Annotated in this window: 15 protein-coding genes; 2 read left to right on the top strand and 13 right to left on the bottom strand. The window is 68.3% G+C overall.

Annotated elements, in window-relative coordinates; all coding sequences use genetic code 11:
• Window positions 1–46: 46 nt before the first annotated feature.
• Window positions 47–718: a Tim44/TimA family putative adaptor protein gene (locus ACI6GS_RS03470; RefSeq protein WP_439816384.1), complete on the bottom strand. Its 672-nt coding sequence runs from the start codon at window positions 716–718 to the stop codon at window positions 47–49.
• Between the two features lie 213 nt (window positions 719–931).
• On the opposite strand from ACI6GS_RS03470, the gene secB reads away from it, so the two are divergent.
• Window positions 932–1432, top strand: coding sequence for a protein-export chaperone SecB (secB, locus tag ACI6GS_RS03465; RefSeq protein WP_439816383.1), 501 nt, complete (start codon window positions 932–934; stop codon window positions 1430–1432).
• A gap of 141 nt (window positions 1433–1573) precedes the next feature.
• Here secB and ACI6GS_RS03460 read toward each other — a convergent pair whose 3' ends face one another.
• Genes ACI6GS_RS03460 through hisB form a run of 7 tightly spaced genes read right to left on the bottom strand, consistent with a single transcriptional unit; the run spans window position 1574 to window position 5654 of the window.
• Window positions 1574–1891: a phosphoribosyl-ATP diphosphatase gene (locus ACI6GS_RS03460; protein WP_439816382.1), complete on the bottom strand. Its 318-nt coding sequence runs from the start codon at window positions 1889–1891 to the stop codon at window positions 1574–1576.
• A gap of 9 nt (window positions 1892–1900) precedes the next feature.
• Complete coding sequence (gene hisF / locus ACI6GS_RS03455) at window positions 1901–2659, bottom strand: imidazole glycerol phosphate synthase subunit HisF (RefSeq protein WP_439816381.1); 759 nt, start codon at window positions 2657–2659, stop codon at window positions 1901–1903.
• A complete protein-coding gene (gene hisA / locus ACI6GS_RS03450) occupies window positions 2659–3378 on the bottom strand; it encodes a 1-(5-phosphoribosyl)-5-[(5-phosphoribosylamino)methylideneamino]imidazole-4-carboxamide isomerase (RefSeq protein WP_439816380.1) in 720 nt (239 codons plus the stop codon). Before hisA ends, hisF begins: the two co-directional genes overlap by 1 nt.
• Entirely contained in the window at window positions 3375–3938 is a 564-nt protein-coding gene (locus tag ACI6GS_RS03445) for a GNAT family N-acetyltransferase (RefSeq protein ID WP_439816379.1), read from the bottom strand. The genes hisA and ACI6GS_RS03445 overlap by 4 nt, the downstream gene beginning before the upstream one ends.
• Window positions 3935–4582 carry an imidazole glycerol phosphate synthase subunit HisH gene (gene hisH, locus ACI6GS_RS03440; protein ID WP_439816378.1) on the bottom strand — a complete coding sequence of 216 codons (648 nt, stop codon included), beginning with the start codon at window positions 4580–4582 and terminating at the stop codon, window positions 3935–3937. Before hisH ends, ACI6GS_RS03445 begins: the two co-directional genes overlap by 4 nt.
• Window positions 4582–5055, bottom strand: a complete 474-nt coding sequence (locus tag ACI6GS_RS03435; RefSeq protein ID WP_439816377.1) for a DUF2628 domain-containing protein — start codon at window positions 5053–5055, stop codon at window positions 4582–4584. The genes hisH and ACI6GS_RS03435 overlap by 1 nt, the downstream gene beginning before the upstream one ends.
• Window positions 5055–5654, bottom strand: coding sequence for an imidazoleglycerol-phosphate dehydratase HisB (gene hisB, locus ACI6GS_RS03430; protein ID WP_439816376.1), 600 nt, complete (start codon window positions 5652–5654; stop codon window positions 5055–5057). The genes ACI6GS_RS03435 and hisB overlap by 1 nt, the downstream gene beginning before the upstream one ends.
• A 273-nt stretch (window positions 5655–5927) precedes the next feature.
• On the opposite strand from hisB, the gene ACI6GS_RS03425 reads away from it, so the two are divergent.
• Window positions 5928–7202: an NADH:flavin oxidoreductase/NADH oxidase family protein gene (locus ACI6GS_RS03425; RefSeq protein WP_439816375.1), complete on the top strand. Its 1275-nt coding sequence runs from the start codon at window positions 5928–5930 to the stop codon at window positions 7200–7202.
• Between the two features lie 87 nt (window positions 7203–7289).
• Here the strand turns inward: ACI6GS_RS03425 and ACI6GS_RS03420 are convergent, their stop codons facing one another.
• The 5 genes from ACI6GS_RS03420 to ACI6GS_RS03400 form a co-directional block, all read right to left on the bottom strand.
• Complete coding sequence (locus ACI6GS_RS03420; RefSeq protein ID WP_439816374.1) at window positions 7290–7643, bottom strand: hypothetical protein; 354 nt, start codon at window positions 7641–7643, stop codon at window positions 7290–7292.
• Between the two features lie 198 nt (window positions 7644–7841).
• Window positions 7842–8666 (bottom strand): alpha/beta fold hydrolase, encoded by an 825-nt coding sequence (locus ACI6GS_RS03415; RefSeq protein ID WP_439816373.1) that lies wholly within the window; start codon window positions 8664–8666, stop codon window positions 7842–7844.
• Window positions 8663–9064 (bottom strand): hypothetical protein, encoded by a 402-nt coding sequence (locus ACI6GS_RS03410; protein WP_439816372.1) that lies wholly within the window; start codon window positions 9062–9064, stop codon window positions 8663–8665. Before ACI6GS_RS03410 ends, ACI6GS_RS03415 begins: the two co-directional genes overlap by 4 nt.
• Before the next feature lie 93 nt (window positions 9065–9157).
• The gene (locus tag ACI6GS_RS03405) at window positions 9158–10591 is read right to left on the bottom strand and encodes a glycoside hydrolase family 16 protein (protein ID WP_439816371.1); all 1434 of its coding nucleotides are present in this window, start codon (window positions 10589–10591) and stop codon (window positions 9158–9160) included.
• A gap of 383 nt (window positions 10592–10974) precedes the next feature.
• The gene (locus ACI6GS_RS03400; protein ID WP_439816370.1) at window positions 10975–12153 is read right to left on the bottom strand and encodes a GNAT family N-acetyltransferase; all 1179 of its coding nucleotides are present in this window, start codon (window positions 12151–12153) and stop codon (window positions 10975–10977) included.
• Window positions 12154–12166: the final 13 nt, after the last annotated feature.

Raw genomic sequence — 12166 nt, 5'->3', positions numbered from 1 at the left:
CTGAATCGCGGAACGTGTCACGGCAACGGCCCTGGTGTGCTGTGGACTAGTCGGGCGCCGCCGTGCGGATCAGCTGCCAGTTCGGGTCGCGGCTGCGCGTGTCGCGGGCAAAGGTCCAGATGTCCGTCACCTCCCGCCCGGCGGTGGGATGACCGTCGACCACCTGGCCAGACGCGTTGCGCGTGACGCTGATCAGCTCGCTGGTGAAGGCGATCGTGATCTCGGCCGTGCGGCCGGTCATGCGCGCATCCGCCACCTCGGACTTCAGGATCGCGGCGATGGCGGAATCGGTGACCAGGCCATCGGCCTTGCGCTGGTCGATGGCGCGCTGGAAGTCGCGGACGACGTCCGGGCTGACGAAGCTGCGGACCGAGTCGAGGTCGCCGGCCGAGACGGCCTTGACGATCTCCTCGTACGCCATGCGCGCGCCGGCGATGAAGCCATCGAGCTCGAAGCCGCGGTCGGCCACCTGGATCTGGGTCAGGCCCGCAGCGGGGCCCGATGCCGGCGGGGGTGGCCGCACGTCGCCGTCGCGGGGCGCGCGCTGGGGAAGGGGAACGACATTGTCATCGCGCGCGACGGGCTCGAATGGGTCGCGCGCCGGTGGCGGCCGCTCCGCGCCCGTCCTCCGTCCGAGCACGCGGCGAAGCTGGAGCGCGATGAAGCCGGCCAGCATGGCCAGCAGGATGATGTCCAGATACGGCACACTGTCATCCATGTGGGCGTACGAGCCTTTCGCCCGACAAAGAAGTCACTCTAGGTCAGGCATTCCCGGGGGTCCAGCCGGGTAGCGCCGATTGGCCGGTTTCCGCGGTCGGGTTTCGCGGATCCGTCGCAGGCCCGCGATCCGGCCGGCCCGTCCAGTCACAATACTTGTGGGCGGCAATCGATCCATGCTAGCCCCGCCCGGGCGTTCAGAGGAGCATTTGTCATGTCGTCGATCGACCCCGGCCAGGCCGGCAATGGCGGGCAGCCCAACCCCAATGCGGTGCAGGTCGGCATCCTGGCCCAGTACGTGCGCGACCTGTCGTTCGAGAACCCGAACGCGCCGCAAAGCCTGGCCATGTCCAGCGCCCCGCGGATCGAGGTGGCGGTCGACGTCCAGGCCCGGCGCGCCGGGACCGACCGGTTCGAGGTCGAGCTGAAGATCCAGGCGACGGCCAAGAACGACGACCGCGTGGCCTTCGTGTGCGAGCTTTCCTATGCCGGCCTGTTCTCGCTGCGCAACATCCCGGAAGAGAGCGTGCAGCCCTTCCTGCTGATCGAATGCCCGCGCCTGATCTTCCCCTTTGCCCGGCGGATCGTGGCGGATGCCACGCGCGACGGCGGCTTCCCGCCTGTCATGCTGGACCCGATCGACTTCGCCACGCTCTACCGACAGCGCATGGCCCAGGCCCAGGCCGAAGCCGCCCAGGCCCCGGCGCAGGCCTGAGGCGTCGCACCTGATGCTTCGAGACGGCGGCTATGCCGCCTCCTCAGCATGACGCCGTTGGATTTGTTGGGTTCTTCCTGACGGCGTCATGCTGAGGAGCGGGCCTTCAGGCCCGCGTCTCGAAGCATCACACCCGCCCCGTCACTCCTTGCGCGCGGCCTTCTCGGCGATGCCGGAGGTGCCTTCGCGGCGGTCGAGTTCGGCCATGACCTCGGCCGGCGCCACGTCCATCGCCGCCCACAGGACGTGCAGGTGGAACAGCAGGTCGGCGGATTCGCGGATCACGGCGCCCCTGTCGCGCTCGGCCGCGGCAATTGCCGTCTCGACCGCTTCCTCGCCCAGCTTCTTGGCGATGTGGGGCACACCCTTGGCCAGCAGCTTCGCGACATAGCTGGACGTCGGGTCAGCCCCCTTGCGCGCCAGGATCGTGGCGGTCAGGCGGTCAAGCGTCTCGCTCATCACCGGGCCTCAGGGCCGCACCGGGACGCCGCGCTCGGCCAGCCGTGCCTTGGCCTCGGCAATGCGATAGGTGCCGAAATGGAAGATGGAGGCCGCCAGGACGGCCGACGCATGTCCTGCGATGATGCCATCGGCCAGGTCGTCCAGCGTGCCGACGCCGCCGCTGGCGATTACCGGCACCGGCACGGCGTCGGCCACGCTGCGCGTCAGGTCCAGGTCGAAGCCGGCGCGCGTGCCGTCCCGGTCCATGGAGGTCAGCAGGATCTCCCCCGCGCCCAGGGCCGCCACCTTCTCGGCCCAGGCGACGGCGTCCAGGCCCGTGGCCCGCCGCCCGCCATGGGTGAAGACCTCCCACTTGGCCGGCGCCGTCTGCTTGGCGTCGATAGCGACCACGACGCACTGGGCGCCGAACTTCTCCGCCGCCTCCCGCACCAGGTCGGGGCGGTCGATCGCGGCGGTGTTCATCGACACCTTGTCCGCGCCGGCGCGCAGCAGGCGGCGCACATCCTCGACCGCGCGCACGCCACCGCCGACCGTCAGCGGCATGAAGCACTGCTCCGCCGTGCGAGTGACGACGTCCAGCAGGATGGCGCGGTCGTCGCTCGACGCCGTGATGTCCAGGAAGCAGAGCTCGTCCGCCCCTTCGGCATCATAGAGGCGGGCCTGCTCCACGGGATCGCCCGCATCGATCAGGTTGACGAAGTTGACGCCCTTGACCACCCGTCCGGCATGGACGTCCAGGCACGGGATGACGCGCGCTTTCAGCATCAGGCAGCCATCCTTTCCAGGGCCTGGCGCGGCTCGATCCGGCCGTCATAGAGGGCGCGGCCGATGATGCAGCCGGGAATGCCGCGGCCCTTCAGCGCCACCAGATCCTCGACCGACGACACGCCACCGCTGGCGATCACGGGGATCGCCACGGCCTGCGCCAGGGCCGCCGTGCCGTCAACGTCCGGCCCCGTCAGGGCGCCGTCGCGGCCGATATCGGTATAGATCACAGCCGCCGCCCCGGCATCCTCGAAGCGGCGGGCCAGGTCGACCACCGTCACGTCCGTCGTCTCGGTCCAGCCCTGGACGGCGACGCGGCCGCCCTTGGCATCGATGCCCAGCGCCACCTGCCCGGGGAAGGCGTGGCAGGCGGCCCGGACCAGGTCGGGATCGCGCACGGCAACGCTGCCCAGCACGACGCGGGCAACACCCGCCGCGAGCCAGGTCTCGACCGTGGCCAGCGATCGGATGCCGCCGCCCAGCTGCAGCTTCAGGCCGCTGGTTCCGGCCAGCACGGCCCGGACGGAGGCGGCGTTGGCGGCCTGCCCCGTCTTGGCGCCGTCCAGGTCGACCATGTGCAGCCAGGTGAAGCCCGCCTGGGCAAATGTCGCGGCCTGGGCCGCGGGATCATCGCCATAGCGGGTGATGGCGTCGAAGTCGCCATGCAGCAGCCGCACGATGGCGCCGTCCTTCAGGTCGATGGCGGGGTACAGGATCACGGCCTGAGCACCTTGCTGTAATAGTGGCCGGCCAGGTATTGGCCGCGGACCAGCGCATAGCGGGGCTTCGTGCCCCAGCGCGCGAAGCCGTACTGCTCGAACAGGGCGATCGCCGCGGTGCGGTCGGCCCGCACATGCAGGTCGAGCTGGCCCAGGCGGCGGGCCAGGGCCAGGGCCTCGATCTCGCGCAGGATCGCCACGGCCAGGCCGCGATGCCGCGCCAGGTCGGAGACATAGAGGGTGGAGACTTCCGCGGCAAAGGCGCCGGCCTGGTTGTTGGGCAGGGCGCCGATCATCTGGGCCATGCCGACCACGGTGCCGTTGACGCGGGCCAGGAACAGGCTGCGCTGCGGCACCAGCAGCACGCCCTTCCAGAAGGTTTCCAGCGTCATGCGCGGCGGAGGCGGATCCGTCCAGCCAAAGCCGGCCCCTTCCTGCACCGCCTCGAACGTCAGGTCGACAAGGTCCTCCAGCTCGGCATCGTCCAGGGTCTCGACCCGCTCCACGTGCCAGTCGGGCGGCATCGGCACCTGGGGCCCCGGGCCGTGCAGCGCCGTCACGGGCGCCACCGCAGGAAGTTGCCGATCAGGCGCAGGCCCGTCGCCTGGCTCTTCTCGGGGTGGAACTGCGTCCCGGCCATGTTGTCCCGGCCGATCACGGCGGGGAACACCTCGCCATAGTCCGAAGTGGCCAGGACATGATCGGGGCGGGTGCCGCGCACGCGATAGGAATGCACGAAATAGGCATGGTCGCCGGCGGCGATGCCGGCCGTCAGCGCGTGGGCCTGCGTCAGGCCCAGCTCGTTCCAGCCCATGTGCGGAACCTTCAGGCCGTTGCCGGGCTCCATCGCGACGACCTGACCCTCAAGCCAGCCCAGCCCCTCGTGCCGGCCGAACTCCAGGCCTTCCTGCACCATCAGCTGCATGCCGACGCAGATGCCCAGGAACGGGCGCCCGCCGCGGATGACGGCCTCCTCCAGCGCCTCGACCATGCCGGGCACGGCATAGAGGCCGCGGCGGCAGTCGCCAAAGGCGCCAACCCCGGGCAGGACGATGCGCTCGGCCTCGGCCACGGCCTGGGGGTCGGAGGTGACGTCGATCGCCAGCGGCAGGCCTTCGTCCCGCGCCGCGCGCTCGAACGCCTTCTGGGCCGAGCGCAGGTTGCCGGAGCCATAGTCGACGATTGCGACGCGTCCGCGGGCCATCAGGCGATCCCCGGCATGGTCTGGCCCATGCCGCCTTCGGCGGCTGGTCCGATGCGTTGGTACAGGCCCTGCGGCACGGGCGCGGCGACGGCGGCCGCAGGGGCGAAGCGGGCCAGCATGGCGACCTCTGCCTCGTCCAAACTGCGCGCGCCGACAACGCCCAGTTCGCGCCAGCCGCGCGCTTCCAGCCGCGCCCGGCGCAGATCGTTCCCCTCAAGGCCCAGGAAAACCATCGCCGCCAGGACCAGCGTCGCATGGGTGCCGGCATCGAAGCCGGTCAGCACGCGCGCCAGGCCGATGGCGACCAGCACGCCCAGGAACAGGCCCAGCGCCAGCCACAGGCGGCGATAGGCCAGCCACATCCACGAGAAGACGAAGGCCCCCCAGGAGAACCCCTCCGGCACCAGAACCCAGTCCTCGGGCGCCGCCGCGGGCGAGGCATGGACGCTGTAGACGCGCGCGCGGCCCAGCATCAGAGCGTGCCCCCCAGCACGCCCTTGGTCGACGGCACGGCCGCCTCGGCCCGCGGGTCGATCGTCACCGCCTGGCGCAGCGCGCGCGCCAGCGCCTTGAAGCAGGACTCGACGATGTGATGATTGTTCTCGCCGTACATGTTCTCGACATGCAGCGTCAGGCCAGCCGCCTGGGCAAAGGCCTGGAACCATTCCTTGAACAGCTCCGTGTCCATCGTGCCCAGCTTGTCGCGGGTGAAATGGACCTTCCACACCAGGTAGGGCCGGTTCGATGCGTCGAGCGAGACGCGGGTACAGGTCTCGTCCATCGGGATGATGGCGCTGCCATAACGGGTGATGCCGCGCCGGTCGCCCAGCGCGCGTGTCACCGCCTCGCCCAGGGCAATGCCGCTGTCCTCTGTCGTGTGGTGATAGTCGATGTGCAGGTCGCCATCGGCCTTGACCGTGATGTCGATCAGGCTGTGGCGCGAGAGCTGCTCCAGCATATGGTCCAGGAAGCCGATCCCGGTCGAGACGTCATAGGTGCCCGTGCCGTCCAGGTTGACGGTCGCGGTAATACGGGTCTCCTTGGTCTTGCGCTCGACCGTGGCTTGACGCATCGCGGATCCTATCGGGGGCTCTCTCGCCGGGGTCCGGCCCGGCCGGCAGCGCCGGTCATGGGCCCGAATTCGGACATCTGGTCCGGAAGCGGCGACTTGTAGCAAGGGACCCCGTCCCTTGCCAGTCCCGCACAGGCACAGACCCACTCCAAAATTGCGGTTAGGAATTCCCTGACCGGTGGGTCGTGCTAGGCTTTGGGACAGAAGGACGCAGCGGGACAAGGCGTCCATAAGCGACAGGGACGAGGAACGATGCCGGTACTGGGAGAGTCGTTGCGTCTGCCTTGCGGAGCCATCCTGCCCAACCGCCTGGTCAAGGCGGCGCTGACGGAGGGGCTGGCCGATCCGTACAATCGGGCGACCGAGAAGCTGGATCGCCTCTATCGTCGCTGGAGCGAGGGCGGTGCCGGCCTGGTCATCACCGGCAATGTCCAGGTCGACCGTCGCTACCTGGAACGCCCGGGCAATGTCGTGATCGACGGCAATGGCGGGGAAGCCGCGCTGCGCCGCATGGCCAAGGCGGGAACTGTCGGCGGCAACCACCTGTGGATGCAGATCAACCATCCCGGCCGGCAGACGCCAAAGGCCGTCCACGCGAACCCGCCTGCCCCCTCGGCCGTGCCGCTGGACCTGCCGGGCGACGCCCACGGCCATCCCCGGGCCATGACCGAGGACGAGATCCTGGACGTCATCCGCCGCTGGGCGCACGTCGCCCGGGTGGCGCGCGACACCGGCTTCACCGGGGTCCAGATCCACGGCGCCCATGGCTACCTGATCTCGCAGTTCCTCTCGCCCATCGCCAACCGGCGCACCGATGCCTGGGGCGGCCCACTGGAGAACCGCGCCCGCTTCGTGCTGGAGATCGTGCGCGCGGTCCGGGCCGCGGTGGGTGCCGACTTCCCCGTCGGCCTGAAGATGAACTCCGCCGATTTCCAGCAGGGCGGCTTCAGCAATGACGAGGCGATCCAGGTCGTGCGCTGGCTGAACGAGACCGGCCTCGACATGCTGGAACTGTCGGGCGGCACGTACGAGAACCCACGCATGATCGGCACGTCGTGGACCGAGGAAGGCCAGCGCCAGGTCAAGCAGAGCACGATCGCGCGCGAGGCCTACTTCCTGGAATACGCGTCGCTGATCAAGCCGGAAGCGCGCATGCCGGTGATGCTGACCGGCGGCTTCCGCTCGCGCAAGGCGATGCAGGAGGCAATCGAATCTGGCGCCACCGACCTGATCGGCCTGGGTCGGCCGATGTGCACCCATCCCGATTTCCCGCGCCGCCTGCTCAACGGCAGCACGCATTTCGCCCCGGTGTTCGAGCGCACTTTGGCGATGGACGCCGACGCGCTGGGCCCCAACCCGGACCCGACCCTGTTCCGCAGCGTCGAGGGTTGGGGCAAGCAGGGCTGGTTCTGCCTCCAGCTGATCCGCCTGGGCGAGGGGCTGGAGCCTGACCTGCACATGCCGGTCTTCGACGCCTTCAACCGCTACCAGCAGAACGAGGCCGACACCGCCGCCCGCTTGGTCCGCGCCGAGTCGGTGGCGGCCTGATAGCTCCCTCCCCCGTCCCTCAGGGATGGGGGAGGGCCCAAGTTCGCCGCACCTGGTGGTCGCTCAGGCCCATACTGAAGGGTCTGGCTACTCCGCGGCCTGGGCCAGCTTGGTCTGCAGCTTTTCTGTCACCGCTTCCGCTACCAGGAACGCGGCCGAGCCCATGTCGAAGGCCTCCGTCATCGGCATGGCGTCGGTCCCCAGGCGCTTCTGGATCTCGGCCATCATGGCGGGCAGGTCGTCCGTCTCGACCCCATATTGCGCGATGTACTGCTGCGGGCAGTTCTGGGTGAAGTCGCCCATCAGCTTGAAGCGCTGCGCCGTCTTCACCCCCGGCACCTTCAGCAGGTCGACGATGTGGGTGTTCGTGTACCACGCGTCATACTCGGCCTCGCGCCCGGCGACGGGATTGCTCAGGACGATGATCGTGTAGTGGGGCATGAGTGTTCCCTCCAGTTTGGCCTCTGATGGGCCCTTCGGAATGACTTGTCGTCGATGTTGCCCTGCGATGCTTCGAGACGCGTCCCTTTGGGCCGCTCCTCAGCATGACGCCGTTGGAAATCACAAAGAAAACAACCGCGTCATGCTGAGGAAGCCCGGAGGGCTGTCTCGAAGCATCACAAAGCAACGCCTCCGCCCTCAGATCACCGTGCGGCGGCGCAGGAAGTCGAGGACCAGGTCGGCCACCACCTGCGGCTGCTCGAAATGGGGGTAATGGCCGATGTTCTCGATGAAGGCGGCCTCCCCCAGTCCGTTTGGCACGTTCTTCAGGGCCAGCGCCGTCGTTTCCTCGGTCACGAAGAAGTCGGCGCCGCCGCGGACATTGAGATAGGGGCAGGTGACGTCCCGCATCTTGTCGACCACGTCGTGGTTCACCCAGCACTGCAGGTCACCGATCATGATCGCCTGGGACGAGAACTTGTGCAGCCATTGCAGCTCCACATCCTTGCCCGGCCGCATCGGGTGGTAGCAGGACGCAACGCACCCCGTCTCCGCGAAGTAGTACCAGCCCGGGCTGGCATGCGGCTCCGCCCGTTCCTTGACGTCGAGCATGGGCACGACGGCCCCGCCCTCCATGGCGATCGCCGCCAGCAGGCCGTCCGAATGATGGGCGGCCAGGTCGGTCGCCATGTTGCCGCCGATGGAGCAGCCCAGCACGACGGCCTTCTGCCCGCCGGTCACCTTGGCGATGAAGTCCCAGACGAATTCGCCATAGTCGCGCATGCGGGTGAAGGGCTGCCAGTCATGGGGCAGCGACTTGCCATGGCCCGGCAGGTCGGGCGCGATCACGCGGAATCCGGCCGCCGCCAGCAGGGGCATGATCTCGTGATACTGCATGGAGCACGAGCCCGCCGTGTGGATGCACACGAGCGGCACGCCGCTGCCCAGCTGGTCGTAATAGATCTTGGTCCCGCGGACGGACGTGTAGGCCCCGGTGATGGCTTCGAAGTCTGTTGGGCTCATCGCGCGCCCTCCATGCCGGGGGGCAGGCCGCAGGCGGGAAAGACCTCCGCGCCCAGGACCATCTGCGCCTTGTAGGATTTCTCGCACTCGGTCCGGTTGCCGTCATGGGCGATCACGCCGGTCGTGGCGGCGCGGTCGAAGCGGCTGCGCCCGGCGACGATGGCGGCCCAGTCGGTGGCCGTCCCGCTGACGATCACGTCATAGCCCAGCATGTTGGTCACCGGGCTGTATTCCATCGCGTCGATGATCTGCCCGCGATAGAGCTTGAACCAGAAAGGGCGGTCGCCGAAGCGCACCACCATCTTCATGTCCAGCCAGCGCGCTGCCTGGTTGAAGCGGCTGTTCCCGTTCGCGACCTCGCGCACCCGGGCCAGCCAGTCCGTTGCCGGATCTGCCATTGGGTCCCTCCCTGTCGGCCCGTCTGTGCGGACCTGGGACCCATCATGCGCGGGAAGGACGGGCAGGCCAAGCCGCCCGCCCGCCGCCGCGGTTCAGCTCCCGGTATAGGGGGCCACGGTCATCTCGCCGATCTTGAAGCGCATGGGCGCATTGACCCGGTGGCGCAGGTTGGCGGGCACGGTCGCGGCATAGTCCAGCTTGATCGCGCGCAACCACCATTTGGCCTTGGGGTCCCAACTCTCGCGCGTGCCGACGGCGGTATAGATGCTGTAGCGGCCCGGCACGGCGTGCCATGGCACCTTGACCGACCAGTTCAGGGTGATGGTGCGGTTGCCCCAGATCATCGTGTTGTAGATGGGGGCCTGCAGCGCGCTGGTCAGGACCTGCCCCTTGGCATCCACCAGGTAGACGAAGACCTCGTGCTTCACCGGCAGGTTGACGGGGGAGGAGATGGTCTGGGTGAAGGTCAACTGCTGCCCCTGGACCACCGGGCGGGGCACCGTGACGTGGCGCAGCACGGGGCGCAGGGCGTCGCCCGCGCGACCCGGCGCGTTCGACGTGTACATCGCCTGGCTTGGCGTGACGGGCGTGCGGCTGGCGCCGCAGGTGGGCGTGCCGCCGGTGGCGACGGGCTGGCAGACGCGGACATAGTCGACCGAGAACGCCTTGGGGAAGTTCTTCGGGTCGATGCCGTGGCGGCCGGCCCAGTCGCCGCCCAGGGCGAAGTTCAGGTTGATGTGGGCGGGCGGGGCCAGCGTGCCGTCGGCGCGCACCCAGCGGAAGGTCTGGGTATAGAGCTTGCGCCCGTCCATCCACACGGTCAGCGACGTCGGCGTCCACAGCGCGGCAAAGGTGTGCCAGCCGCCGACCAGGCTGGTCGCATTGTGATAGCCGCCCCACTTGGTGTCGTACTTCGGGTCGACATAGGTATAGCGGACGTTCGCCATCTGGCTGGGGTGCGAATGCGTCCCCGAATGGACCATGTTCTCCTTGTCCTCGCGCCCGTTGTTCACGAACTCGAAGATGTCGATCTCCGGCGGCCAGACTGTCTGCCCGTCATTGCCGCGGTCCGGGTTCAGCCAGAAAGCGGGCCACACGCCGATCCCCGGCGGGAACTTCACCCGGGCCTCGAAATAGCCATAGTAGAAAGTCTGGAACGACCGCAGCATGCCCGACTGGTAGGGCAGCTTCGACCCCGCCGGGGCGGGCCGGGCGATCAGGTCCAGCTGGCCGTTGCGGACCAGGTGGTTGTTGTCGTCGCCATAGGTCTGGGCCTCCTTGTTCGGGGCCAGCGTGTCCATCGTCTCTTCATTGTAGATGTAGCGCGTGGACCAGCGCGTACGGTCCAGCGTGTTGCCGTTGAAATTGTCCTCGAACACCAGTTTCCAGCCCGCCGCTTCTGCCTGCCGCACCGGCATGACCAACGCCAGAAGCGCCATCATCGCCAGCATGACAAAGTAGAAGAAACGCTTCGTGGTGATGACATTCTGCCATTCGTCCGAGCGATACTGAGCAACTTGTGTCATTGACTTGATTCCCGACAACTTTAGGCAATTTCGAGACTTATTCTGTTCTCGTCATCGCTTCTGTTGTCAGTCATGGCTTGCGAAAATTAACGAAGAGTAGCCATGCCGGACAATTTTTCGGCCGGATTGTCGAATGATGGGGAAATGCGGTTTGCGGCCCGCCTCCGACCCCGCTGCGGCACGGTGGGCGACGTCCATGACACCGCCCGCCGTCGCGGAGCTTGTGAACGCACAGGCCAGCATCCTTCGAGGCGGCCCTCTGCCTCCTCAGGATGACGAGGCCTGGTGCGTTTTCGCGACCAGAACAGCGGATCGTCGCCTAGGGTGCGCGGATTGCGCCCCGGGCGAACCTGCGCCCGCCCGCAGGAGGGCGTCAGGGAGCGCTACTCGCGCTCCTCGTGGCGGTAGGGGCCGTGCTCGGTGAGGAAGGCGGCGTCCTGCGCCACCTGGGCGCGTTCGCGCTCGAGATAGGTGGCGACCGCCTGGCGGAAATTGCCGTCGGCGATCCAGTGCAGGCTGTGGGTCAGGCGGGGCAGGTAGCCGCGCGCCAACTTGTGCTCGCCCTGGGCGCCTGCTTCGACCCGGGACAATCCGCGGGCGATGGCGAACTGGATCGCCTGATAATAGCACGCCTCGAAATGCAGGAACCGGTGCTCCTCAAGGCAGCCCCAGTTGCGCCCGAAGAGCGCCTCTCGCCCGATGAAGTTCAGCGCGCCCGCGATCCAGCGGCCCTGGCGCCGGGCAAGGACCAGCGCGATGCGATCGGCCATGCGCTCGCTGACCAGGCTGAAGAAGCGGCGCGTGAGATAGGGACTGCCCCATTTGCGGCTGCCGGTATCCTGGTAGAAGCGCCAGAAGGCATCCCAGTGCTCCTCCTTCAGGTCGCTGCCGGTCAGGACGTGCAGCTCCACCCCGTTCTCGACCGCGCCGGCGCGTTCGTGCCGGATCTGCTTGCGCTTGCGCGAGGCGAGCGTGGCCAGGAAGTCGTCGAACGTGGCATAGCCGCGATTCTCCCAGTGGAACTGGGTGTCGGTCCGGTGCAGGAAGCCCAGGCCCTCCAGCTCCGCCGCCTGTGCCTCCTCGACAAAGTTCACGTTCAGACTGGCAATGCCGTTCTGGCGCATGATCGTCGTCGCGGCCTGGGCCAGTTCGCGCCGCACGCGCGGGCCGTCCGCCGCCGGATGGGCCAGCAGGCGCGGCCCGGTTGCGGGCGTGAAGGGCACGGCGCACAGACCCTTTGGATAATAGCGCCCCCCCGCCCGTTCATAGGCCGCGGCCCAGGAATGGTCGAAGACGTATTCGCCATAGGAATGGCTCTTGGCATAGAGCGGCATCACGCCGACCACGCGTTCGCCGGCGTCGCGCGCGACCAGGTGGATCGGCTGCCAGCCGGTGCGCGTGGTGGCGGATCCGCTGTCCTCCAGCGCCGACAGGAAGGCGTGGGAGACGAACGGGTTGTCGCCGCCGGCACAGGCGTCCCAGTCGGCCGCCGCAACCTCGCCCAGGCTGGACGCGACCGAGACGCTGACCGCGGCGCGTGCACCGGATTCGATCTGGGTCATGGTGCAGCATCGT

The sequence above is a fragment of the Zavarzinia sp. CC-PAN008 genome, assembly GCF_051903925.1.
In the GTDB taxonomy this organism is placed as follows: Bacteria; Pseudomonadota; Alphaproteobacteria; order Zavarziniales; family Zavarziniaceae.
This window is presented reverse-complemented; position numbering and strand designations above follow the sequence as displayed.